The organism is Cedecea sp. Ae19-4 (assembly GCF_059801165.1).
In genome coordinates this window covers 141,805-168,621 of the sequence record NZ_JBCHWG010000003.1, presented here as the reverse complement: position 1 = coordinate 168,621, position 26,817 = coordinate 141,805, and the positions used below count along the sequence as shown (strand labels likewise).

Here is a 26,817-nt window from a genome sequence, read left to right as displayed (position 1 = left end):
CTGTAAAATTAGTTGTAAGAACACGATTGTTTATAAGAGTGAAGGATAAATTGAACAAAATCAAGGCCATAGATCTTTTTTCAGGTGCGGGAGGCTTTTCGTTAGCCGCTCTGGATCTGGGTATTGAAATTTTAGCTGCAATAGAACTTGATAAAGATGCTTGTGATACGTACAGCAAAAATTTAATTCATAAAAGAGAAAATAGCATAAAATTACTAAACAAAGATATTATGACTATTTCACCTGATGAGTTAATGGATAGCTTACAACTGAAAGAAAAAGAGTTGGATCTAATCATTGGTGGACCACCTTGCCAAGGTTTTTCATCACATAGAATAAAAAATGCTGGTGTTAATGATCCAAGAAACGAATTACTTATTCGCTATTATGATTTTGTTAAAATTTTTCAGCCTAAGATGTTTCTTGTTGAAAATGTGCCAGGTTTGCTTTGGGAAAAACATAAAGACTATTTAAACAACTTTAAAAGGCTTGCCGCTAATAGTGGATATAATATCTTGGGTCCATTAAAGTTGAATGCAAAAGATTATGGAGTTCCTCAAAACAGAAACCGGGTATTTATCTTAGGTCTCAGAGATGATATTTCTATCAGCGAAGGTGATTGGCCACCTTCCCCAACTCATTTCAAAGATAAAAAACCTTATTGGGTTAATGCTTCTGAAATCTTTGAAAAACCTACACCTTCTATTATTGAAAAAATCACTGCTGTTTTAGGGCAAGATGTCGCACAGAAATTAAAATTTAAAAATACGCTTAAAGAAAATAAAAGTGATCCAAATAATATTCATATGAATCATGCTGATTATATGATTGAAAGATTTAGTTTGACACCAATTAATGGCAGTCGGGAAGATGTTGATTTTAGATTGCCTTGTCATTCGAATGGCTATGTTGGTCATAAAGATGTTTATGGCCGGATAAGGCTATCATTACCTGGCCCAACAATAACGACTGGTTGTTTTAATCCTTCAAAGGGCCGTTTCCTACATCCGTGGGATAACCATGGAATTACTGTAAGGCAGGCGGCTAGATTTCAAACATTCCCCGATGATTACATTTTTTCTGGAGGCATCATTAGCCAAGGGAAACAGGTGGGAAATGCTGTTCCTGTAAATCTGGGGAAAATTCTTCTGAAATCTTGTGTTGAAATAATAATCAATAACTCTCAAAGGGATGATAAAAATGCAGATGAGATCTCTTAGCTTCAAAGCGAGAGCAAGGACAATTGAACATCTCGGTAAGGGGCAGATTGCAGATTGCCCAACTGCTGTAAGCGAGCTTTGGAAAAATGCATATGATGCTTATGCAAGAGATGTGGCATTATACACAATAGATGGCGATTACCCTTGCGGAGCCCTTATAGATAACGGTTGCGGAATGTCCTTGCAACAAATTATTGATAATTGGCTTGTTGTTGGCACCGAATCAAAAACGAGAAAGAACACATTAGAAGAAAATGAGCGGTTCGGATTAGGTATCCGAAAAACTCAAGGAGAAAAAGGGATTGGGCGATTATCTGCTGCTTTTCTATCTCCCGTAACTTTTCTTGTTACTAAGAAAATAGATAATAATTATGTTGCCTTACTAATTGATTGGAGGCTTTTCGAAAACCCGTATCTCTCATTTGACGATGTCACTGTTCCATTCAGAGAGTTTGAAAAAATAGATTCTCTCTCTGATGTTTTATCTGGTTTGCTCATTGAACTTAAGAAGAATGTATCCTTTCCCAGCAAAGATGAAGATGAAGATGAAGATGAAGTTCGTCATTTTAATCATCTTCTCACAAAAGCAGCTTGGGAAAAATTCTCAGAAGACGAGAAAGCTGTAAATGAAAAAAGTGACTTTATTACTACTCAAGATAAAATAATTAATTTTTGTGATCAATTTAAAATTGATCCTAGTGTCTTCGTTCCTTGGGAAGAAATCTTAATCAAAGTTGAAAAGATAGACGGTGGTAAACATGGTACCGCTCTCTTTTTATTGGAGCTTGGACGAGATTTGTCATTATTAACCAATGCAGGGGATTTAGCTAAGGATAATGCAGAGTTATCTGATGTTGAACAAAGCTTGGTTGACACTTTAAGGGCATTTGTAAATCCTTATATTTTAGAGGATCTATCATTTTCTTATGAGATATATACAGTTAAGGCCAATGGTTACCATCGTCAAATATTAAAGCAATCGGATGTATTTAGTAAAAGCGATTTTGATGCTTTAGAGCACACTGTTGTAGGCTATGTTGATGAGAAAGGTTGGTTTAGAGGTCGCGTAAAAGCTTTTGGTGAGGATAAGGGCGAAGTAGTTATTCCTGCCAGCATAAGTGTTAATTCTGATTCTGGAGTCGGACCATTTGAAATTCAAATTGGGACATTAGAATTTCTGCCGCAAAATACCTCGCACACCGAGCGAGAGCATACACACTTTGACCTCAAGGCAAAAAAATATGCTGGGCTTATGGTGTTTCGGGATAATTTAAGAGTGTTGCCATATGGACGAGTAGATAATGATTTCTTCCAGATCGAGGAAAGACGTTCATGGAATGCTGGGCGGTACTATTGGTCTAACCGAAGAATTTTCGGATTTATCAGTATCACACAATCAAATAATAAAGAACTAAAGGATAAATCTGGAAGGGAAGGCTTCATTCGAAACCAAGCTGCTAGAGAATTGAAAACATTAGTTTCAGATTTATTAACATCATTAGCGGATAGATTTTTTGGTAGAAATTCCGAAGATCGTAAAGAACTTCTTGAGCAAGTTAAACGTGAAAAGGAATTACGAAAATCAGCACAGCAACAAGCTCGTAAATCTACACAAAAGAGTTTCTCTGAGGCACTAAAAACGCAAACTCCCGTTTTAGATGCTTCGCTTGAAGCTGTAAAAAAATTGAAGACTAAATTAGATAGTAATCAAAACAAGCATGATTATAATTATATAAAAGAAATAGATGCTGACCTTGCTAATTTAGAATCATTGAGAACAGAAATAAAAACTCCAACTAAGCCACCTAAAATTGGTGTATATGAGGAGAGATATAGAAATTATCGTGATAAATACAATGAATTCTCTGCGTATATATTAGAGATGAAATTAATAGTTAATAAATTAGATTCTGAATTAAATAAGTTAGAACCTTCGTTAGTAGGTAAAAATCATCTTGATAAAAATCAAGGGATCATAAATGCCAGATTAACAAAGTTTAGTAATAACATTGATGAAAAAACAAATGCTCTCTTAAAAAAATGGGGAGAAGAAATTAAAAGTGATAGAGCTATATATTACTCTAAAGCTATATCAATAGTTGACTCAATTAACAATAATACTGAGATCGAGAATGTTTTAAATTTACTCGATAGTATTTATATTGAAACAATTGACTCACTAACATTCAAATATCAATCAATAAATAAAGGATTGGAAAGGTTATTTGAAGGAGTAAATTTAGACTCTGCTTTTTCGCTATCAGAAGAAGAGAGAGAGTATTTTGAGGATAAAGCTAAGAGTCTAAATGCTCTGGCTCAGTTAGGTATCAGTGTCGAAATACTCTCACACGAGCTTGAAGAAATGGACTCTATGGTTACACGAGGACTGAATTCTTTGCCTTCAACCGCGAAGGAACATCCCGGTTTCACATTAGCACTGAACGCACATAGATCATTAACACAACAAATAAGATTTTTATCACCTTTGAAAATATCTGGATATCAGTCAAGGCAAAAAATTACCGGGAAAAATATAATGGATTATATCCTGAAATTTTTTGGTGACCGTTTTGAAAGACAACGTATTACCATTGAATTCGGTGATGATTTCAAAAACATATCTATCAATGATATACCTTCACGAATATACCCAGTTTTCACTAATATCATAAATAATGCAATGTATTGGGTTAGTTTGTCCGATAATCGTCTTATCAAAATAGATTTCGTTAATTCTTTGGTTATAATAGCAAATACGGGTCCTGCGATAGATCCAGATGATATCCCTCGTTTATTTGAATTATTTTATAGCAAAAGAGCTAATGGTCATGGTGTTGGGCTTTATTTATGCAGGGAGAATTTAGCTGTAGCACACCACAAGATTTGGTACTCTGACCCAAATGTTGAAGATGACTATTTAATTAAAGATGGTGCTAATTTCGTAATTAAGTTCAATGGAGTGGAGTCATAACATGGCTATAACAACTTATAATTCCCTTGTGCAGAAAACTTTTTGTGATAATGCTATTCGTTCAGTCGTAATGATAGATGACGATTTTATTACTTATTCTGACTCTATTAAAGCACTTAACAGTGAGATGAAACTAGACCCAGCAAAAATTGATTCCTCAAAGCGTGCTGCTACTCTCGAAGAATATTTTCAAGCCAAGAATATGATCTGTGATATTGATAACGGTTCGGTAAACTTTGATGTTGACCGCATCCGTAAGTCAGATTTGGTTATAATGGACTATCATTTAGATAACAATGCACCAGATAAAACTATTACAATTTTAAAAGAATTAAAAAATTCAGATCATTTGAATATGATTGTTATTTATACAAGAGAGGAACTCAAAACTGTTTGGATGCAAATTACTTCTTCTCTGAGAGGGATCGAAAATTGTAATGACAAAATACTTGCAACAGAAAACGATGATTTAATTGAATACTGGCAGAGTATTATTTTACCTGATTTAATTCACAAAGGAGATAGGGCATTAACGAGGGATGAAACTGTACTATATATCCAAGATGACTGCCTATGTAAGCGCATTAAGAGAGTAATACGAAATGATGGAACCCTTACAGAGCAAAATGATATTAATTTTATTGCTAAGATGATTTCTGAATATTCAGTCGCTGAAAATGCCGTCATTCCAGATTATGATACAAAAAGTATGGTTGTAGGGGATACTGCCGGTATTAAATGGATTCAAAGTGGTAACATATTTATCAGTGTTTTCCATAAGGATAAAGATGACCATGAAAATGATGGTGAGAGAATTTGGCAAACACTAAATGAATCATTAATTGAATGGAACCCATCTTATTATCAAATCATCAAATCAGAGATTCAAAATACTATTGAAGCAGAAGCACTTTCTTTCAATAACCATTTGGCTAATGATGGTTATGGGCAGGCTGGATGGTTGAATCAAATATTAAATTCCTCGTCTGACGAAATTAAAAGGAAAAATATTGAGTTTGTTTTTAGTAATTTATCTGAAGAACTTTATGAAAGATTGAAGGGAAATAAATCTTTAGTAGGCTTCATTAATGATGTTTTTGAAACTTATACAACTGATTTTAAAAGCAGTGGAGAAGCGAAATCGTTAGAATATTGTTCAAAACAAATGAATTTACCTGCAAATGCAAGCTCATTTAATGAGATGTATCATGCTTTAAACATGAATCTGTCTTCTAAAAACTTTGAAGAAGGACATATTTCGACAGGTACAATTTTCTTCGATACTGAATCTGAAAAATGGTATTTATGTGTTTCTGCTGCTTGCGATCTTGTCCCTACTCAGGGTAATGATCCACACCATAAAAGATTAAGTCCTCATCGTTTAATTAAGGTGTTAGAACTTTTCAATGCTAACCAGAACAAAGCATTACCTAATGCAGAACAATCCAAATATATTTATGTGATCCATAAGAACACCAGAAAGTATTTATCTATATTCGAAGGCGATAAAACTTTACCAGTAGTTGATTATATGGTTGTTTTAAATCATGGGCGATCTGTTCCTGGGGAAGAAAAAAATATACTCTCGGCGGTATTCTTGAGTAGCATGGATGACAACGTACAAAATGTACCTGTTAAACTGAAATTAAAATCCCAGCTTCGAAGCGGTTATGCTGAACGATACCAAGCTATTGCATCGCAATACAGTTCTAGAATTGGTGTGGATTATGTATCTATGATGCCTTAACACATGAATAGCCGATATGATATAGGGGGAAGTCATATCGGCATTTTTACAGTACCAAGTTATTTCCAATACCCTCCAGAATTTTAATTCTTATCTCTGCTTTAATCTCCTAAGTTTCATTGACTCAAGAGAAAATAGCAATAAGGCTGTGCTATAGATAAATCCTGAGTTAGTCAGTAACCTGAGATTTAAAGCATCGGGCTGCTCACTTAAAAAATGAAATGCATATACTAAATAAATGGCTAATGCTGCCGTTCCAATTGTAGGGCCTATATCACCTCGATCATGGGGTTCCAGTGTGACATTGAACCTAAATATAAGCCATTCAAATCCCCATGTTAAAAAGGCAACCATTAACATTGCAGATAAAAGATATAATATATTTTCTATATTAGGATTTTTTAAAGCTGATTTGTCTTGGAAAAACTCACATGCTGATAGGCCAAAAAATATATAATAAAGTGGCCTGGAACTGAATTTCTCAAAAATCTTAAATATTGTTTCCATATTAATTTATCTCCATTATGATATAAATGGTAGGGCGACTTAGGCTGCAATAGATTTAAATCTTTGAGTTTGAATATAATCACTCCACCACTGCATTAGTATATATCTCTCTTTTAAGTATTCTGCACGATTATAAGCGGCAATTATTTCATCCTTCTTTGAGTGTGCAAGAGCAGCTTCGAGGACATCTGTTCTGAACTTACCGGACTCCTCTGCGGCCGTTCGTGCAATAGATCTCATTCCATGAGCTACAAGCTCACCTCCGAAGCCCATACGGATTATGGCTGCATTAGCTGTTTGTTCATGCATGTGATTGAGTGGAGCCTTTATGCTTGGAAACACCCATTCACGATGTCCACTTATCGCTTTCATTGAATCCAAGACTCGCAAAGCTTCTTTGCTTAGTGGAACTTTGTGAGGCTTCTTCATTTTCATAAACTCAGCAGGGATGTTCCACATTGAGTTGTCAGTATCTATATCAACCCATCTCGCACGAACCGCTTCACCAGGGCGAACCCATGTGAGAAGTTGCCACTCAATCAGTAGCCTTGTTTCTAAACGGATAGAAGCATTGGTTAGAACAACCAGGAAGCGGGGGAGTTCGGAAGGGGGTAATGCTGGCATATTCTGTTTTTTAGGCTTACTGAACCGTTGCCCAAGGTTGTCAGCCGGATTGAATTCGATAAGTTCCTCAGTAGCTGCATAACGGAAAATTTCATTTAATCGGGAAATGATTCGCCGTAAAGTTTCGAGGACTCCTCGTTGCTCAATAGGATCAAGATGTTGCTTTAAGAGTTTGGGGCGGATCTCATTGACAGGAACATGACCTAAGCCGGGAAAGATATTTCTCTCTAGACTTCGCCAGATGTCTTCTGCATGGTCTTGTGAGATACCAGAGGTCTTTACCTTCTCATCTAACCATTTCCTTGCCACGGTTTGGAGAGTGTGTTCAGTAGCATTCTTTAAGGCATTAGCTTTATTGTTGTTATGGACTTGAGGATCAATGCCATTGGCAAGCAAGGAAAGATATTCATCTCGTAAGGCTCTTGCTCTTGCTAGTGTGAGGTGAGGGTAGGTCCCAAGGCTCATTTTGGTTCTTTTCTTACTCACCGGCACAGCATACCTGAAATACCAATTCTTCTTCCCTCCTTTCGAGAGGGGAGCGATTCGTAGGATCAAACCATCACCGTCAAACAAGTTGATTTCTTTGTCGGCTGGCTTGGTGCTTTTGATTTCAGTGTCAGTGAGCTTCTTAGCGATTTTTGCCATTTTGGGACCCTCGGTTTTTGGACCCTTCGTTGTGGGTCCCATTCAGGGTGCCATAAGTGATAGTTCTCAGCAATTCTCACTAGACTACAATAGACGTAAAAAAGCCCGCAAGGCTGGTTCCATGCGGGCTTAGTAGACTTCATTGTACTTTAAACAACTAAAAATTGGTGGAGCTGGCGGGAGTTGAACCCGCGTCCGAAATTTCTACATCCTCGGTACTACATGCTTAGTCAGTCTTTACATTCGCCGGGCAACTGCGGACAGACACGCCATTACCAGACTATCCTGATTAGTTTTAATGCTTCAACCCCAGGCAAGGCATCCACACGATCTCTTTTGGGTTTGACCTCTCTTTGATCCCCGTCTTAAGAGCGGAAGCTAGGGAGAGAGGGCTCAGAGCAGGTTATTAAGCTGCTAAAGCGTAGTTTTCGTCGTTTGCGACTATTTTTTTGCGGCTTTTTACGAGGCCAACCGCCCCTCGGCATGCACCTTGGGTTTCGCAAATCCCGTCGAATCCAGAATCAGCCCCAATGTGTACCGGCGAGTATAACAGATTTATTACGCGCGTGACCAGCCGTCTAAAGAGAAACCCCGCTGAGTGCTAATCGTACAAAATTCCTTCAGCACCAGCGGGATAGATGGTTAATTAACGTTCGCGCAGCGCCTCGCGGGCGCGGTTGAACGGCTTGATCAGGTATTCAACAATGGTTTTCTGCCCGGTTTTAATGTCCACGGTCGCCACCATCCCCGGTGAGATGGAGAAATGGTGGCCGACTTTGTTCACCAGGTAGTCCTGGTTGGTGCGGATAAACACCCGGTAGTAGACGATTTCCGGCTTCACTTTGTCCTGAATGGTGTCCGGGGAGATGGTTTCCACGGTGCCTTCCAGCCCGCCGTAAATAGCGTAATCGTAGGCGGTAATTTTCACCAGCGCGCGCTGGCCGGGGTGGATAAAGGCGATGTCGCGAGGGGAGAGTCGGGCCTCAATCAGCAGGTGATCGTCCACCGGCACAATCTCCATCATTTCGCCGTTCGGCGGAATAACGCCGCCGATGGTGGTCACCTGAATGTTCTTCACGATGCCGCGCACCGGGGAGCGCACGGTCATGCGGTTCACCGAATCCTCACGGCCTTTGATGATGGCGTCCAGCATGTCCACTTCGGCATTGGCCTTCGACAGCGCCTCGCGCGCCTGCACGTAATACTGCGAGCGCAGGTCGGTGATCCTCAGGCCCAGGTCGCTTTTCTGCCGCTGCAGGCGCAGTACTTCCACGTGGCTCGCCGCGCCGCTTTTTACCAGCCGCTGGGTGATATCCAGTTCCTTGTTGACCGACGTCAGCGCGTCCCGCAGCTCGGCTTCGGAGTCATTCAGCTGTGCCCGGCGGGTTTTATACAGCCGGGTTTCGGAGGCGAGGAGGTCCGGGAATGCTTTGAGCGAGTCCGGGAACTTCAGCGGCTGGTCGTTCACTTCCGCGTAAAGCCGGGCGCTGGAAGCCAGAGAGGCGCGGTAGCGAGCCGTGCTTTCGCCGACGTTGGATTCGGAGCGGGTCGGGTCGAGGCGGGCGACAATTTGCCCGGCCTGCACTTTGTCGCCCTCGTGCACCAGCAGCTCTGTGACTATCCCGCCGTCCAGCGACTGCAAAATCTGCTCGCGGGAACTCGGCACTACTTTTCCGGTGCCGGTGGAGACTTCGTCCAGCGTGCCGAACCACGCCCAGACGCCGAACAGAACAAACAGCAGCGTGATGAGCAGGATAATACGGCTCGCCCCGGAGAATTCGCTTTCGCGCTGGATGTCCGGGTCATCCATGGTGACGTCATGCTGACTGGTTTTCATTGTTCCACTCCCGCGGTGGTGTCTGGCCGGCGGCCGGGGCCTGAGCCTGTACCGGTCTTGCGGCGCCGAGCGCCTGCGCCTTCGGTGCATCCATTACAAGCTGGCCGTCTTTCAGCACCAGCACGCGTTCGACCAGTTCGAGCACCGGCACGCGGTGGGTGGCGACGACCAGCGTGCGGTGGCCGAGCCACTGATTCAGCCGCTGAATAAATTCCCGTTCGGTATGGTCGTCCAGCGAGGCGGTGGGCTCATCGAGCAGCACGATGTTGGGCGAGCGCAGCAGCATGCGCGCCAGCAGGATCGACTGACGCTGCCCGCCGGAAAGCCCGCTGCCGCCTTCCATGATCGGGTGATCCAGGCCTTTGGGCAGGTGCTTCACGAAGTTGCTCGCGCCGCTCACGTCCAGCGCCTCGAAGATAGCCTCGTCGCTGGCGTGCGGGGCACCGAGGGTGAGGTTTTCCCGCAGCGTGCCGTAGAACAGCCGCGCGTTCTGGCTCAGGAAGCCGATGTTGCGGCGCAGATCTGCCATGTCGATTTGCGACATCGCGAGATCGTCGAGCCGGGCTTCGCCGCTGGCGAGATCGACCCCACCGGCAAGCGCCTGCAGCAGCGTGGATTTCCCCGCGCCGTTGCGCCCGAGCACGGCAATGCGCTCGCCGCGCTGGATCTCAAGGCGGGCAATGCGCAGCGGAATGCGCGGATCTTCGCTGTGGTATTTGAACTGGGCGCTTTCAAACAGGTAGTGGCCGTGGAGGATGTCCTTGTGGATGAGGTTTTCATCGCGCTGGGTTTCCACCGGCAGCTGCATGATGCTGTCCAGCCCCTGTTTGGCGGCTTTGACCTGCTGCCAGCGGGCGAGCACGCCGCACAGGTTGGCCATCGGGGCAATCATCCTTGAGGCCAGCATGGAGGCGGCGACCATGGCCCCGGTGGTCATTTCACCTTCAATCACCAGCGGGGCACCGAACAGCACCACCACCACAAACACCAGGCTCTGGATGGTGATCCCCCAGCTGATTAAGCCCTGGGTCAGTTCGCGGGTTTTCAGGCCAGACTCGGCGGTAATGCGGATGTAGCTGTTCCACTGCTGGAGGAAGCGGTTTTCCGCCTGCATCAGCTTGATGTCCTCCAGCCCCTGCACGCTTTCCACCAGCACGGCGTTGCGCAGGGTGGATTCGTGGGCGGCCTGGTTGGCCAGCGTGGCGAGCTTTTTCTGCAGCAGCAGGCCAGGCAGCACCATCACGATGGCGGCGACCGGAGCGATCCACGCCAGCTGCGGGGCGATGATCGCCAGCACCCCAACAAACAAGATAAAGAACGGCAGATCGACGATCGTCGAGATGGTCGAGGAAGTGATCATCTCGCGGATTTGCTCCAGCTCGCGCAGCTGAGAAATAAAGCTGCCGGTGGAGCGGGGCACGGCGCTGTTGCGCAGCCTCAGGGCGTGGCTAAAGACGCGATCCGAAATACGCATATCGGCCCGCTTGCCCAGCACGTCCATGATGTTGCTGCGTGTGACTTTCAGAATGAAGCCGAACACCACGGCGATCAGCACCCCGGTTGCCAGCACGTAGAGCGTCGGGTATGACTGAGCCGGGATCACCCGGTCGTATACCTGCATCGAGAACAGGATCCCGGCCAGCGACAGCACGTTCACCCAGAAGGCCGCCAGCATTACCGGGCCGTAAGGGCGAATGTCCAGCATGATCAGCTCTTTCATCCAGTCCGGGCTGAAGCGTGAGATATAGGCGTCGACTCGGCTGTCTTTCAGCGCCGAGAGCGGGCGCAGGGCGGCCACAAAGCGGATCTCCGGCAGCAGCTTGCTGAGCGACTGGCGGTTGGTGTGGCGTTCGTCGTCGAAGTAGCAAATATCCACGGTGTCTTCGCCGTCAAACTGCTCGATCACCGCGATCTGGCCGTTGGCTAAGTCCACCACCACCGGCAGCCGCCACTGGGATATCGCTTTTTCGGTGTTGCCGAGCATATGGAAAGAGAGCCCGGCCTGGCGCGAAAGCTGGGTCAGCGCGGCGACTTTAGTTTTGTCTTTGAACCATGGGGCGTTGGCCTGAATGGTGCCGGGGGAGCAAACCACGCGGTAGTGCCCGGCGACGTGACTGATGGCGTGGGCCCATTGGGTCAGGGCCTGTTCGCTTAAAAACTCCTCATTGGGAGAGGCTGTCTGGCTCATGGCTGAATCTCCAGGGACTGGATGTTGCGGTGTTCCAGACCAAATGCGGTGCGTAATTTGCCGGTGTTATACAGGCAGTTAAGCTGCAGTTGATGGAGCTGGCTCAGCGTTTGTTGTTGGGCGAAGCGCGCCTGGAAGACTTCCTGCTCGGCGTTGAGCACGTCCAGCAGCGGGCGGGAGCCCAGGTCGAGATACTGCTGTTGGTACAGCTCGCGGGTGCGGGCGCTCAGCTGTTCCTGACGCTGCAGCACCTGGAGCGCGGTGGCGAGGCTAATGGCCTGGCTGCGGGATTCCAGCAGCTTCTGGCGCACGTCCAGGCGAACCCGGTCTATACCGGACTGCGCCGCTTCCAGCGCATGGCTGGCGGCGTTGCGGCGTGCCGTCAGGCCACCGCCCTGGTAAATCGGCATTTCGACGCGGATATACGCCGAGTATTGCGTGCGGTTCAGTACTTCGCTGCCGGAATAGTTGTTGTTCAGGTAGTGCTGCACGGACGGCTCCAGCGAGATGGTCGGCGTCATCTGCGAGTTGGCGTAGTCGAGGTTAGCCTGCGCCACGTTGGCCTGCGCCCAGGCGGCAAGGACAGCGGGCACCAGGCGGTCGTCCGGCTTCGCCACGTTACAGCTGTTATTCAGCTTCTGCGGAAAATCAGGGCTGACTTTGTTGAGGCTGGTCCAGCCAAGCTGACTCATCAGCGTCGCCTGGGTGCTGTCGAGGTTGGATTCGTACTGGATCAGCTGCGAGCGGGCGGATTCGATACGCGCGTCGGTTTGCACCACGTCGGACATCGAGGTTGCGCCCTGGTCGTTCCGCTCCTGAGTCAGGCGGCCAATGGCGGTCAGCGCGTCCAGCTGTTCTTTGGCGATGTCGACCATTTGCTGCCAGAGCTGCACCTGCACCATCGCCGAGGCGGTGTCGTGCCCGACGGTGTCAATGCTCACCAGCACGTTGGCCTGGGCCTGGGCTTCCCCTGCGGTTTCCGCGCGGACCTGGCTTGCGACTTTGCCGAAGTCATAGAGCATCTGGGACAGAGAAAGCACCAGCGACGGGCTGTAGCCGCTGTTGGTGTAAGTATTGGTGTAGCCGTTGTTCATCCCGGCGCTGATCTGCGGGTAGTACTTAGATTTGGCGACGTTGATCTGTTCGGACTGGCCGTAAAGTTTGCCTATAGCTTCACGAATACTGGGGTGCCAGGTCACAGAGCGGTTGACCGCGTCGTTAAGCGTTAAGATTCCGGGCGCAGGGGCATTGAGCGGGAGGGCGGTTGGGCCGTCGAGTGAGGGCAGCTCTTGTTGTTGAGCCAGACCCTGAGTCGTAATAGAAACAGGCGTGTCGTCGGCCGAGGCCTGGAGTGAAAACAGACCGTAAGCCAGCCATAACGCAACAGGCTGTAATTTTCCCATATTTTTTCCCTAATAAATGGCACTGCGTTTTTGTCTTATTCCCCGGGCGTCTGTGCGCCCGGGGATTTTTCGCTACAACTATCAGGCAACAATGTGGTTGTTCTGGATCAGCTCATCGAGTGTGGTGTGCACGTTCTCCAAAGTGACAAGAGTGGTTGAGTGGAATGCGCCGGCGGTGCCGTCACGGTCGATGGAGATGACCGTGTTGTTGCCGACGGTAGCCACGCTCAGGTAGTTACCCAATGTTGAGGTCTGCCCATTCCAGCCGACCAGCAGGTCGTGAATGTTGATCTGGTCCCCCTGCGCGAGCGAGAAGTTGTTCCAGACGTCCGATCCATTGCCGCCGGTGCCGTCGTTCGCCCCACCGGCAAGGACGTGGTACACCAGCGTATCGGCGTAGGCCGAAGAACCGTTGATGATGTCCCCGTAGGCAGTACTGACGAACTGCGGGTTCATGTTGATGGTCAACGTGGCGGAGTCTGAATGCCCGTTCTGATCGTTCAGGATGTAGGTAAAGACCTCTTTATTGGTGATGGAGCCCGGTGCCACACCCGCGTTCAGGGTGTAGGTGTAGTTCCCACCGACATCGATAGTCAGGGTGCCGTACTGGCCCTGAATCGTTGCCACCGCGTCGCTGTTGGTCATCGGGTTCAGCGTGGCCGAGCTGCCGTTAGCGCCGGTAATTGTCATCAGCGTATGCACGCTGCCGAGCTGGTCAGCCGCGCCGGCGGAGTCGGTGCCGTCATACAGGTTGCCGTGTACGACGGTACTTTGCGCCGTGAAGCTATCCAGCAGGTTCGAGGTCCCTGTGATGTTCGGCGTGATGGTGATGGTCCCTAGCCCCAGCGGCCCCATGTTCCCAACATAGCTCAGCGTCCAGGTGCCTGAGTGCAGATCTGTGACTGGAATGGTTGCCGTGCCGCCCAGCAGGGCGCTGCCGCTAAAGGTGCCGGTATAGGTGTGACCCAGCCCGTCGCTCAGCGTCCAGCTGACGGACAGTCCACCCAATACCAGACCGGAAGCCACTTTGAACACAATATTGGCCCCGCTAAGCACGGTGTTATCCGCAATGGTGAAGGTACCGCTGCCGTTGCCGTGGGTAGAGGCCAGCAGCGCCGTGTTCCAGGAGGTTTGACCGACCGTAGCGCTCGCGTAAGCCGCGGTGTTCTGCGTCGACGTGATGGCCATAATCGAGCTGACGTCGTTCACGGCATCCACGATATGCGGCGTGGAGGTGATGTTCAGCGACGCGGTACCGGTATCACCGTTTGGCGCGGTGACGGTGTACACGAAGCTGTCTGGCGTATTGATGCTGTCGGCACCCTGGCCGCTGTTCAGCGTATAGGTGTAGTTGCCGTGGGCATCAATAGTCAACGTCCCGAACTTGCCGACGATAGTGGTGGTGCCGGTCGCGGAAACTGCCACGCCGTTCACCGCCGTCAGCAGACTGCCTGCCGGGGCGATATCATCCTGCATCACGTTCCCGGTGGTTGATGCCGCCAGACTGTCGACCGCGTAGGTGTGATCCTGGAGGATATTCAGCGTGTAGCTGGTCAGCAGTGAGACACCGCTCGCGTTCATCAGCAGGAACAGGTAGTCCCCGCCGCCCAGGGTGACGGTCAACTGGCCTGAGGTGCCGCCCAACAGCGGAGCCGTTAGCCAGGTTTTCTGCACCTGGAACTGCTCGTATTGCTGGGTCGCCACGTTGAACTTGTAGATGTACAGGTCGAAGGTGGAGAGCAGCGCCACCCCGCCCACGCTGGCCTGCAGCGTCATGGTGCGCGTCGATCCGTCTGCGACATCAAACAGGATCGGGTTGCTCATGTTAGCCAGCAGGTTGAGGTTGACCACATTCCCCAGACCGACGCTCAGCACCGACAGACCCGTTTGCTGTGAAGCCCCGTGGTCAACGGCGACAACATCGGTGCCGAAGGTCAGCGAACCGGTGTTATCCGTGGCGGTGACCGTACTGGCCGGGGCACCGTTGCCCAGGGTGACAATCAGCTGCGCAGAGTCGCTGATGCCATTTTGGGTAATGGTGTAGGTAAAGTTCTCGGTACGGCCCAGCACCGCGGCTGAGGTGTTGGTTAAGGTGTAGGTATAGCTGCCGTCCTGGTTGATATGCAGGGTGCCGTATTTACCCTGAATATCCAGTCCGCCAGCGCCAACCGTATGGGAGACGCCCTGGCCATCGGTAATAGCCGTGACCACGGTGCCGGTAGGGGCGTTGTCCACAGCCCCACCAGGACCCGGATCGGTAATGACGTTCCCGCTTGAGGTGGTGGTTCCGCTGACCACGCCGGCGCTGGTCTGCTCGACGGTCACCGCAAGGTTGGTCGCTGCACCTGTTGCCAGCAGGCTGGTGTTGTAGCCCAGCACGCGGTATTGCCCTTCGCCCAGTCCGTCAAGGTTCAGGGTAACGCCGGTAGCGCCCAGGGTCAGCAGGTTCAGGAACTGCGGCAGTGAAGAGTCGACAACCGTCGTCCAGGAGTTAGTGGTCGCGTCAAATTTCTGAATAGCGATTTCCAGCGTATTCAGCAATGACAGTACCACGCCGGTGGCGGCGGCATTAATGGTGATATACCCCGTTGCTCCGCTGCCGATGGTAAAGCCGACCTGGGCGGTATTGCTGCCCAGAACCGACGCCACGTTCCCCAGCGCGCCAATCAGTAGGTTGCCATAGCCACTGTAGTGCGAGGTGGTAATGTCTGCGTTGCTGGTCAGCGCCAGATCGACCACGTTGCTGCTGGCCGAAAGTGGCAGAATCGGCGCGGTGATCGAGAGCGATGGAGAGACGTTACCCGCCGCATCCGCGGCAGATATTGACAGCGACTGCCCTTCAATCTGGCGAGTCGGCAGGGTGATGCTGAACGCGCCGGACGCATTCGCCGTGCCGGTGACGGTGATCCCGCCCGGCAGCGTGATGGTCACGGTGCTGTTAGCTTCCGCGACGCCAGTGATCGTCGACCCGTCGGCGCTGATAACCCCGGTTGGGATCAGCGGTGGAATAGTATCGACAATCACCGAGGTCGGCAGAGACGCCCCGCCTGTCCCGTTGGCGTTGGTTGCCGTGGCGGTAAAGGCGTGTACGCCATCACCCAGCGCACCGGTTGGGGTAAACGTCCAGACGCCGCTCGCGTTGGCGGTGACCGTCCCCAGCAGCGCACCGTTGTCGTAGATCTTGACGGTGGCGTTGGCTTCGGCGGTGCCGTTGATCGTCGGCTGGGTGTCATTGGTGCTCTGCCCGTTGCCCACCACGCCGGTTTTCGGCAGAACATCGTCCACGATGCTGGTGATCACCGGCAGCCCTGGCACACCGGTAAACGGCGCGGTGAAGCTGGCGGAAACGCCGATATTTCCGGCGGCATCCTGAGCGAAGGCCAGCAGCGGCTGGGCGCTGGTTTGCGCAGGGGTAAGCGTAATGCTGAAGTTCCCGTTGCCGTCAGCCTGAGCCGTACCCAGAACGGTACCCGTCGCCGAGGTAACGGTCACTTTGCTGTTGGCTTCCGCAACGCCGGTAACAACTGTACCAGTGGCGTTGACCGTCAGACCTGTTGGCGCCAGCGGCGGGACGGTATCGACAATAATACCGGCTGGTACGGACGGAACGCTGACGTTACCCGCCGCATCCGTTGCGGTGACGGTGAACGAGTGGTTGCCCTGAAGCAGAGGCAGCGTTGGCGTGAACGTCCAGACGCCGCTGCCGTTTGCCGTTGTGGTACCCAGCAGCACGCCGTTATCAAAGATATTGACCGTGGCGTTGGCTTCGGCGGTCCCGTTCAGGGTTGGGCGCGTATCGTCCGTTGGCTGGTTGTTGCCTACCGGGCCAGTGATCGGGCCGACATCATCTACCACAGAGGTTATCGCAGGCTGGTTAGGCGCCACGGTATCCACCACGATGGTGAAACCTGCCGTTGGGCTACTGACTACGCCCGCACCGTTGGTCGCGGTGATGGTAAAGGTATGCGAGCCGTTTGCCAGTGCGGTCGGCGGGGTAAAGACCCAAACGCCCAGGGCGTTAGCCGACACGGTGCCAATCAGGTTGCCGCCATCGTAAATCTTGATGGTGCTGTTGGCATCTGCCGTTCCGTTCAGGGTTGGGCGTGCATCGTTAGTGGCCTGGCCGCTGGTTAATGGCCCGACCGTGCCACCGGCGACGTCGTCCACCACAGAGGTCAGCACCGGCGTATTCGACACGCCGCTGGCGATGGTCAGGGTAAAGCCAGCCGAAGGTACGCTGGTGTTGCCTGCCGCATCGGTCGCGGTGACGGTGAAGACGTGCTGGCCGAGAGGCAGCGCCGTCCCAGGCGTGAAGGTCCATGCTCCCAGGGCACTGGCCGTTACGGTGCCAATCAGGTTGCCATTATCGTAAATATTAATAGTGGAGTTAGCTTCCGCCGTTCCGCTGAGTGCAGGCTGGGTATCGTCCGTCGTCTGGCCACTCACCAATGGCCCCTGAACCGGACCAACGTCATCGAAGGCCTGAACCACAATCGGCTGAGTCGGCGCAATGGTATCCACCACCACGTTAAACGCGGCGGATGGCAGGCTGACGTTACCCGCGGCATCCGTCGCGGTCACGGTCAGCGCATGGCCGCCGTTAATCAGTGCGGTGCCAGGCCTGAAGCTCCACGCCCCGCCAGCATCTGCCTGGACGGTGCCAAGCAGAACGCCGTTGTCGTAGACGCTGACGGTGGCATTGCCTTCGGCAGTCCCGGTGAGGACCGGCCGACTATCATCCGTGACCTGGCCGTTGGTCAGATTGCCGGTGATTGGGCCGACGGCATCCGCCACGGTGCTGATGACCGGCGCGTTCGGCGCAATGGTGTCGACGGTCAACGAGAAGCCGTTCGACGGATTACTGACGTTGCCAGCCGCATCGGTCGCGGTCACGGTTAAGGTATGCGCCCCGTTGCCGAGTGCGGCCACAGGGGTCAGCGTCCACGCGCCAGATCCGTTGGCAATAGTGGTGCCGATCAGGTTGCCGTCGCTGTAAACCTTAATGGTGGCACCGGCTTCCGCCGTCCCGCTCAGAGAAGGGCGGGTTTCGTTGGTGGCCTGGCCGTTGGTGATTGGCCCCAGCACCGGCGCGGTATTGTCCAGCACGGTGACGATCACCGGTGGGTTCGGGGCGACAGAGTCAATATTCACGCCAAACGAAGCCGCGTTACTCACGTTGCCAGCGGCATCCGTCGCCGTGACGTTCAGGGTGTGTGTCCCCTGGCCCAGCGGTGCGGACGGGGTGAATGTCCAGGCGCCCAGCGCATCCGCCTGGGTGGTTCCCAGCACGTTATTGCCATCTTTCACCGTGATGGTGGCGTTGGCTTCCGCCGTACCGCTCAGGGTTGGCTGAGTGTCCTTCGTCAACTGGCCGTTGATCAGCGGCAGGTTAGTGCCCGGCTGAGTCTGGTCGTCGATGACCGAAAGAATGACTGGCACTACAGGCGGCACGGTATCGACCACCACGTTGAACCCTGTGCTTGGGCCGCTGACGTTGCCTGCCGCATCCGTGGCGGTCACGGTGATGTTATGGCTGCCATCCAGTAGCGGAACCGTTGGGGTAAAGCTCCAGTTCCCACCCACCGGTACCGTTACGGTGCCGATCACGACGTTTCCGTCCTTGAAGGTCAGCGTGGTCCCGGCCTCGGCTGTACCGCTGAAGGTTGGCGTATTGTCGTTAGTCGGCTGGCCGGACGTTATCGGCTGGGAAGTGATGTCGTTGGTGACGGAGACGACCAGCGGGGCGGCCGGGGCCAGCGTATCGACGTTCACCACAAAGCCGGTGGACGGCAGGCTGACGTTCCCGGCGGCGTCTGTCGCCGTGACGGTCAGGGTGTGAGAACCCTCGCCAAGGTTAGTGCCTGGCGTAAAGGTCCAGATGCCGAGGGCATTCGCGGTGACGGTACCGATGATGGTGCCGTTATCGAGAATGTTCACCGTGCTGCCAGCTTCCGCCGTGCCGCTCAGGGTTGGCGTTGGGTCGTTCGTGGCCTGGCCATTGGTCAACGGTCCGACTACGCCGCCTATTACATCGTCTACCACGGAGACAATCACCGGCTGGGCTGGTGGCGTGGTGTCGACAATGATGGTGTAGAGCGGAGACAGGCCGCTCGTCTCAAGACCGACGGTCTGGCTGACGGCAAAGGTATGCGGGCCTTGAGTCAGCGGGGTGGTGAGCTGATACGTCCATGTGCCGCCGGCGCCGACGGGCACAGAAGTGAACAGCACGCCATCAATGTAAACATGCACCACACCGCCCGCGGAGGCACCAGAACCACTCAGGGTAGGTAAAGTATCATCGGTCGATTTCCCGTTGCCGACGTTACCAGTTATGGCGCCCACGTTATCGTCTACCAGATCGATGGTTGGCGGATGCGGCAGGATGGAGTTGGTTGCGGTGAAGTTAATGCCCGCGCTTTGGTTACCCGCTGGATCCTGAGCAATAGCCGTCAGGGTTGCGCCGGTGGTTTGAGCCGGGGACATCGTAACGGTCCAGGTACCCAAAATCGGGTCAGCCACGCCGGTGCCCAGCACGTTGCCGCTGGAGTCTTTGATGATAACCGTTGCCCCCGGTTCAGCGGTACCGGCTACAAGCGTACCGGTAGGGTCGGTGATCGGCAGCACCACAGGGTTTGGTGGCGGAGTGGTATCGACGTTAATCACAATCGGCGCAGAAGGCCCCACGCTGTTGCCTACGTCATCCACCGCTTTGATGGTAATGCTGTGTGCACCTTCCGGCAGCACGGAAGTGGTGATACTCCATGTGCCATTGGCGGCCACGACACCGGTACCCAGAATCGTGGTGCCATTGGTGTCGTACAGCGTGATTGTGCTGCCGACTTTGCCGGTACCGGTAAAGGTTGGCGTGGTGTCATCGGTGAAGCTGCCGTTGACCAGCGGGGTCTGGATCGGGCCCACGTTATCAATGATTTCCACGACGACCGGCGCGGTGAGCGGCACGGTATCGACGGTCAGTACATAATCGGTGGATGGCCCGCTGACGTTCCCGGCTTTATCGGTTTGTTCGGCGGTGATGGTATTCACGCCGTTGTTGAGCGCGGTATTCGGCGTAATGGTCCAGTTACCCGAGCCATCCACTACCGCAGAGCCTATCGCCGTGCTGCCGTTGTAAAGCGTGACGGTCGCGCCGATTTCACCCGTGCCGTGGAACACCGGCTTCGTGTCATCGGTAATGCCGTTGGTAATTGGCCCGGTCACCGGACCCACGCCGTCATCTACGGTGCCGATAGTCGGCGCTGCCGGCGGCGTTGTGTCTACGGTGATCGCGATCGGGGCTGACGGCAGGCTGATGTTGCCCGCCGGATCGGTCACCTGGACGGTAATGTTATAGGTCGTTTCGGTAAACGGCGTTGACGGGGTCACGCTCCAGGTCCCGTCGGAGCGCACGGTGGCGGTGCCGATCAGGTCGTTCCCGTTGTTGTAGACGTTGATGGTTGAGCCCGCGATGCCGGTCCCGCTAAAGGTTGGCGTGGTGTCATTGGTACTGCCGCCCGGAGCGACGGGACCGACCACCGGAGGCACATTATCGGTCACGACTGGTGCCGATGGCTGAGCCGGAGGCGTCGCGTAAACCGAGAGCGTGAAGCCAGAAGAAGGCATCCCCGTGTTGCCCGCCGGATCCGTTGCCACGGTAGTGAACACGTGCGTCCCGCTGCCCAGCGGTGAGGTTGGGGTGATTGTCCAGCTCCCGGTCGCGTCTACGGTGGCCGTGCCAATTGGCGTTGTCCCCCCGTCGACGTACAGGGTAATAGTGGCCCCAATTTCACCTTTGCCTGAGAACACAGGTTCCGTACTTTGGGTACTGCCGCCGTTAATCAGCGGAGTCTGCGTGTTTGCGACGTTACCCAGCGCCCCGTCGATGGAAGGCGCTCCCGGCGGAGTCGTGTCGATAATAACAATCTGGGTTGCGGCATTACTGGTATTCCCGGCGGCATCGGTCACGTAGACATTGATGGTGTGCGAACCTTCGCTTAGCGGCTGGGTTGGCGTAAACGTCCATGCGCCGCTGCCGTTTGCCGTCACGGTGCCGATCAGCGTGTTGCCATCGTAAATATTCACGACTGCGTTAGCCCCGGCGGTGCCGCTGATAACCGGTTTGGTATCGTCGGTAGAGGTGCCCGGCAGGACTGGCCCGGTGACGCTCCCGACGGTATCCAGAATTTCGCCAATCACCGGCGTGGCCGGCAGCGTAGTAATCAGATTGATGTCCCACGCCGGGGAATGTGCGGTGACGTTGCCTGCGGCATCCGAAGCCGTGACCGTAAAGGAATGTGGCCCGTCCAGCAGCGGCGTGGTTGGCGTAAATGTCCAGGTGCCGTTGCCGTTAACGGTGGTGGTGCCCAGGACGTCCAGTCCGTCGTAAACCGTGATGGTGGAGCCCGGTTCCCCGCTGCCGCTCAGGGTTGGCGTTGGGTCGTTGGTGGCGCCGTTATTGCTGACCGGCCCGGTCACGGTGCCCACATCGTCATACACCTGGGTAATCGTTGGGGCGGTAGGGGCGATGGAGTCTACGTTGATGTTAAAGGCGGCGCTCGGCTGGCTGACGTTGCCTGCGGCATCGGTGGCGGTCACCGTCAGGCTATGCAGGCCCTGGCCAATAGAGGTGGTCGGCGTAAAGGTCCAGGCTCCGCTGCCGTTGGCGTTGACCGTGCCGATCAGCGTCCCGTTGTCGTAGATCTTCACGGTTGAGTTAGCTTCAGCCGTACCGGAGATCGTCGGTTTATCGTCGTTAGTCAGATCGCCGTTGTTCAGGTTACCGGTATGCTCAGGCACATTGTCGACCACGGAACCGATGATCGGCATATTCGGTGGGGTGATATCCGGGGCGGTGACCGGCGCATTCGGGCCGATATTCCCGGCGGCATCCGTGGCGTTCACTTCCACCAGCTGGCCGTTCGCCTGCGGGGTTGTCAGGGTGATGCTAAAGCTGCCGTCCGGTCCGGCAACGGCCTGGCCCAACGGATTGCCCAGCGCGTCGGTCACTTTCACCGTGCTGCCAGCCTCGGCTTTACCGGTCAGTACCGAGCCGTCTTCATTGAAGGTGAGGTTGGTCGGCAGCGCAGGCGGCGTATGATCCTGGGCAATGACGGCGGCAGGCGTACTGACGTTGTTCGCGGCGTCCGTCGCAGTGACCATCAGCGTCTGGCCGTTTAGCTGCGGTGGCGTGAGCGGGGAAATATCAAATGTGCCCGTGCCGCTGGCGATACCAACGCCAATCACATTGCCGTTACCGTCCCAGACGGTGACGGTACTGTCCGGTTCGGCGGTACCGGTCACATGCAGGCCATCAGCGCTCACGGCCAGCCCGGTTGGGGCATTCGGTGGCGTGTGATCCGGGGCAGGAATAGCGGCACCTGGTCCGGTATTACCCGCCGCGTCGGTCGCTTTGGCGGTTAAGATCTCCCCGTTAAGCTGAGGTGGGTTCAGCGTCACGCTGAAGTGGCCGGTACCGTCCGCCGTGGCCGTACCGAGCACGGTGCCGCTGGCGTTTGTGATGGTGACCTTGCTGTTGGCTTCTGCTGTCCCGGTGAGCGTTGTCCCGTCGTTAGAGACGGCCAGCCCGGTAGGCAGTATCGGAGGCGTGGTATCCACGACGACGCTAAAGCCTGAGGATGTTCCGCTGGTGCCGCTGCCGTTGGTGGCAGTAAAGGTGAAGTTGTGCGGGCCATCAATCAGCGGGAGCAGCGGTGTAAATGTCCACGTGCCGCTGGCGTCAGTTGTTGCGATGCCGATAGGCAGGCCGTTATCAAAGACAGTAACGGTGGAGCCCACCTCTGCGGTACCGCTCAGCGTTGGGCGGTTGTCATCCGTTGGTTGACCGTTCGTCAGCGGCCCCTGGATCGGGCCGACATCGTCAGTGACCGAAATCAGAACCGGAATGGTCGGGAAGCCGGAGTTTGACGCCGGGAAGGTGGTATCCGGCCCCATGTTACCCGCCGCATCCTGCACCTGGGCAGTCAGCGTGCCGCCATGCGTTTGGGCCGGGGTGAGGGTCAGGGTGAAGTGCCCGGTTTGGTCAATTTGTGCCGTACCCAGTACCACGCCGTTTGGACCGACAACTTTCACGGTATCACCGGCCTCACCTGTCCCGGTAACGGTTGTGCCGTCCTGGCTCACGGTGTCAATGGTGACCGCCACCGGTGGAAGGGTGTCCACGGTGAAGGTTGGGCCGACGGTCACGCTACTGATGTTGCCCGCGAGGTCGGTCTGCTGCAGCGTAATCGCGTGCGGGCCATCAGCCAGGGCGATAGAAGGCGTAAAGCTCCATTTGCCGTCGCTACCCACGGTAACCTGCCCAATGGGCAGGCCATTATCAAAGATAGTCAGGGTACTGCCCGCTTCCCCGGTGCCGCTGAAGGCAGGTTTATTATCATCGGTAATACCGTTGTTGCCGATAGGCCCAGTGATAGAGCCGACCGTGTCGAGGATCTGATCGAGTACCGGCGGATTCACGACGGTATCGACAATGACGGTGTAGGACGTGGAGCTTCCGCTATCGCCGCGAATATTCGAGGCCGTGGCGGTGAAGCTATGCGGGCCGTCGGGCAGATTGGCGACGGGGGTAAAGGTCCAGATCCCCCCCACGAGCACGATGGTGGTGCCGATCTCTACGCCATTATCAAAGATATGAATCGTCTCGCCGACGACGCCTGTCCCCTGCAGGGTTGGGGTCTGATCGTTGGTTGGCTGATTGTTGGGTACGGTGCCAACGATCGGCGGGACGTCATCAATGATGGTGGTAATCACAGGGATGGTCGGCAGCGGGAAGAACGGCGCGGTGGCTTCTCCCGGCGGGCTGACGTTGCCTGCTGCATCGGTAGCCGTGACCTGGAGGTGACTGCCGTCAAGCTGCGGCGTGGTCAGGGTGATGCTGAATACGCCAGTAATAGGCGCAGCGGTGCCGGTACCAATCACGTTCCCGTTCGCATCTTTGATGGTGACGGTGCTGCCTGCCTCGGCAATCCCCGTCACTATGTCGCCATTAGCGCTGACAAGCAGGCCGGTCGGTTCGGCAGGCGCGGCGGTATCTACAGTCACGGTATAGCTGACTGACGTGCCGCTGTCTCCCCGAACGTTAGATGCCATAGCGGTGAAAATGTAGGCGTTATCCACCAGCGGTGTGGTTGGCGTAAAGCTCCAGGTGCCGTCCAGGCCGACCTTAGTGGTACCGATCTCACTCCCGTTGGCATAGATATGAATGGTGTCCCCGGCTTGTCCACTCCCCTGCAGGGTTGGCGTGTTGTCGTTGGTTGACTGCCCGTTCCCTACGTTACCGGTGACTGGCGCGACGTCGTCAAGAACGCCGGTAATCACCGGCAATACCGGCGGGAGTACGTCCGGCGCGGTCACGTTGGCCGGAGGACTGTTGTTGCCCGCCGGATCGGTGACGACCACGGTCAGTGTCTCACCGTCTACCTGCGGCGTGGTCAGGGTGATGCTGATGTTGCCATTGTTATCGGCAGTACCTGACCCGACGACTACGCCGTTCGGGTCTTTAATGGTGACGGTGCTACCCGCCTCGGCATGGCCGGTAACGATTTCCCCATCCGGGCTAACGGCCAGACCGGTTGCTGGCCCCGGAGGAGCGGTGTCAATGGTGACGGTATACGCCGGGGATGGGGCGGTTTCGCCCCTTTCGTTACTCGCCGTGGCAGTAAACACATGGGAGCCGTCGGCCAGCGCGCTACCCGGGGTAAAGCTCCAGGTTCCGCCGGCGCCTACCACGACCGTCCCAATCTGTACCCCGTTATCGTAGATGTGAATGGTCGTGCCAGCCTGGCCGATGCCGTTCAGCGTGGGAGTATTGTCGTTGGTTGGGGAGTTATTGCCTACGTTGCCGCCGTTAGGCGCACCCGGGTTATCGTTAATTACGCCGGTGATAGCCGGCTCATCCGGCAGCGGGATATTCGGTGCGGTAATGGTGGCACCAGGACTGCTATTACCTGAGGGATCGGTCGCCGTGACGGTCAGTATTTCGCCGGTTATCTGCGGGGTGGTCAAAGTAATAGTGAAGCTGCCATCGGTGCCCGCCGTGCCAGTGCCTATCACGTTGCCATTGGCATCTTTTACCGTAACTGTGGATCCTGCTTCAGCATGGCCGGTCAGGGTATCACCGTCTGGGCTAACGGCCAGATCGGTTGCAGCCGCAGGTGGCACGGTGTCAATGGTGATGGTATAGGCCGGAGAAGTTGCGCTTTCGCCCCTTTCATTTGTCGCCGTGACGGTGAAAGAGTGTGTGCCGTCAGCCAAGGCAGTGCCTGGCGTGAAGCTCCAGGTCCCATTGGCGCCGACCACAACGGTGCCAATCTGCACGCCGTTGTCGTAAATATGCACCGTGGTACCGGCCTGACCGGTGCCGTTCAGCGTTGGCGTGTTGTCATTGGTTGGTGAGTTATTGCCTACGTTGCCGCCGTTAGGCGCATTCGGATGATCGTTCGTGATACCTGTAATGCCAGGTTCGTCAGGCAGCGGAATAGTCGGTGAGGTAATAGTGGCGCCTGGACCAGTGTTGCCAGAAGGATCTGTTGCCGTGACGGTCAGCGTTCCGCCTGTTATCTGTGGCGAGGTGAGGGTGATGGTGAAACTGCCGTCGGTACCAGCAGTACCGGTGCCAATAACGTTGCCACTGGCATCTTTTACCGTGACCGTGGAGCCCGCTTCGGCATTACCTGTAACGGTTCTGCCGTCTGCGGAGACGGCAAGGCCGGTAGGTGCCGGCGGTGGAGTAACGTCTGGTCTGCCAGGATTGCCTGGGTTGCTACCGCTGTCTGAGTGCCCGCCGCCGCCGCTAGAGGCGGCAGCGATCGCACCGCCTGCGGCAACCGCCAGGCCACCCAGCACCCACGGCCAGAGGGCGCCGCCTTCGGCATGTGCGCCGGTGGCGGTCATGATCGCGTCAATATTGGCAATTTGCTCATAGTGAGCTGCGGTTTCTGGATCCTGAACCCACCAAAGCACGCCGTCATGGCCTTCCAACACTAGCTGGTTGCCACCCTGATCGGCAAAGGCGTAGTAGTTTTTGATGGTAATGGTTTCGCCGGAATGGAGTTTGATCACCAGATCCTGGCCTGAACGCGTGTAGCTGGCGACCTCTTCACGTTCAATTTTTAGCTCGACAATTGAAGGGCCTTTTAAGGTGATTTCAGAGGCTTCGACGTTGTTTTTAACGCCGGTTAATTTAGAGATAATTAAAATTGAACGCATTGTTATCACTCCATTCGCGATGAACGTGGTGGTAGTCAGTTGCCCGGCGTAATGTGTTGATTACCGAAAGCAAAATTTTTAGGTGTAAAAGACCCTTCGCGATGTATTGGCGAAAAAAGGCCTGTATCAAAAAATTGATGACAGTGATTGTTAATAAACAGGGCGTTTCCGGTGCGGAATCGAAATTAGTTAATTCTCAGGGTCATAGGCTCGTCGTTTATTAAATAGAGACTATTGATGATATAGACAGGAAAAAATGAAAGCGCAACTTAAGCCATATTTAACACTATGTAAGTCACTCTAAAGTACCAGTGAACGTAGCGGGAACACCCAAACGGCTGAAGCCAGTTCCCATGGTGTATCTCAGGTGCCGTTGTGCTTATTGCATTGAAAGATTTAAGATAAGTTTTAGCCGCGCTTTTGTATTATCCCGGATGAATTGAGACTTCAG

Annotated in this window: 8 protein-coding genes, 1 other RNA gene and 2 pseudogenes; 3 read left to right on the top strand and 8 right to left on the bottom strand. The window is 53.3% G+C overall.

Features of this window, described 5'->3' with window-relative positions; genetic code table 11:
- The first annotated feature begins 59 nt into the window (after positions 1–59).
- Genes AAIE02_RS18715 through AAIE02_RS18705 form a run of 3 tightly spaced genes read left to right on the top strand, consistent with a single transcriptional unit; the run spans position 60 to position 5,938 of the window.
- A complete protein-coding gene (locus AAIE02_RS18715) occupies positions 60–1,220 on the top strand; it encodes a DNA cytosine methyltransferase (RefSeq protein WP_455311230.1) in 1,161 nt (386 codons plus the stop codon).
- The gene (locus AAIE02_RS18710; RefSeq protein WP_134769150.1) at positions 1,201–4,191 is read left to right on the top strand and encodes an ATP-binding protein; all 2,991 of its coding nucleotides are present in this window, start codon (positions 1,201–1,203) and stop codon (positions 4,189–4,191) included. The genes AAIE02_RS18715 and AAIE02_RS18710 overlap by 20 nt, the downstream gene beginning before the upstream one ends.
- Before the next feature lies 1 nt (position 4,192).
- Positions 4,193–5,938: a response regulator receiver domain gene (locus AAIE02_RS18705; RefSeq protein ID WP_134769151.1), complete on the top strand. Its 1,746-nt coding sequence runs from the start codon at positions 4,193–4,195 to the stop codon at positions 5,936–5,938.
- A 90-nt stretch (positions 5,939–6,028) separates the two neighbouring features.
- On the opposite strand, the gene AAIE02_RS18700 is transcribed toward AAIE02_RS18705, so the two are convergent.
- The 8 genes and pseudogenes from AAIE02_RS18700 to AAIE02_RS18665 all read right to left on the bottom strand — a co-directional run.
- Complete coding sequence (locus tag AAIE02_RS18700) at positions 6,029–6,445, bottom strand: hypothetical protein (protein WP_498533026.1); 417 nt, start codon at positions 6,443–6,445, stop codon at positions 6,029–6,031.
- A 39-nt stretch (positions 6,446–6,484) separates the two neighbouring features.
- Positions 6,485–7,714: an integrase domain-containing protein gene (locus AAIE02_RS18695; protein WP_005130445.1), complete on the bottom strand. Its 1,230-nt coding sequence runs from the start codon at positions 7,712–7,714 to the stop codon at positions 6,485–6,487.
- A 165-nt stretch (positions 7,715–7,879) separates the two neighbouring features.
- Positions 7,880–8,243: a transfer-messenger RNA gene (gene ssrA / locus AAIE02_RS18690) on the bottom strand.
- 117 nt (positions 8,244–8,360) lie between these two features.
- Positions 8,361–9,524, bottom strand: coding sequence for an HlyD family type I secretion periplasmic adaptor subunit (locus AAIE02_RS18685; protein WP_166869139.1), 1,164 nt, complete (start codon positions 9,522–9,524; stop codon positions 8,361–8,363).
- Positions 9,525–9,531: 7 nt separating this feature from the next.
- On the bottom strand, positions 9,532–11,739 hold the full coding sequence (locus AAIE02_RS18680) for a type I secretion system permease/ATPase (protein WP_498533025.1): 2,208 nt from the start codon (positions 11,737–11,739) through the stop codon (positions 9,532–9,534).
- The gene (locus tag AAIE02_RS18675) at positions 11,736–13,142 is read right to left on the bottom strand and encodes a TolC family outer membrane protein (protein WP_498533024.1); all 1,407 of its coding nucleotides are present in this window, start codon (positions 13,140–13,142) and stop codon (positions 11,736–11,738) included. Before AAIE02_RS18675 ends, AAIE02_RS18680 begins: the two co-directional genes overlap by 4 nt.
- Positions 13,143–13,223: 81 nt before the next feature.
- Positions 13,224–25,895, bottom strand: a pseudogene (locus AAIE02_RS18670) (BapA/Bap/LapF family large adhesin); the annotation flags it as partial.
- Between the two features lie 120 nt (positions 25,896–26,015).
- Positions 26,016–26,366 (bottom strand): annotated as a pseudogene (locus AAIE02_RS18665) (BapA/Bap/LapF family prefix-like domain-containing protein); the annotation flags it as partial.
- Between the last annotated feature and the right edge of the window lie 451 nt (positions 26,367–26,817).

Coding starts and splice junctions, on each gene's coding strand:
- AAIE02_RS18710 (WP_134769150.1), top strand. CDS start 1,201: ATGCAGATGAGATCTCTTAGCTTCAAAGCGAGAGCAAGGACAATTGAA.
- AAIE02_RS18705 (WP_134769151.1), top strand. CDS start 4,193: ATGGCTATAACAACTTATAATTCCCTTGTGCAGAAAACTTTTTGTGAT.
- AAIE02_RS18700 (WP_498533026.1), bottom strand. CDS start 6,445: ATGGAAACAATATTTAAGATTTTTGAGAAATTCAGTTCCAGGCCACTT.
- AAIE02_RS18695 (WP_005130445.1), bottom strand. CDS start 7,714: ATGGCAAAAATCGCTAAGAAGCTCACTGACACTGAAATCAAAAGCACC.
- AAIE02_RS18685 (WP_166869139.1), bottom strand. CDS start 9,524: ATGGATGACCCGGACATCCAGCGCGAAAGCGAATTCTCCGGGGCGAGC.
- AAIE02_RS18680 (WP_498533025.1), bottom strand. CDS start 11,739: ATGAGCCAGACAGCCTCTCCCAATGAGGAGTTTTTAAGCGAACAGGCC.
- AAIE02_RS18675 (WP_498533024.1), bottom strand. CDS start 13,142: ATGGGAAAATTACAGCCTGTTGCGTTATGGCTGGCTTACGGTCTGTTT.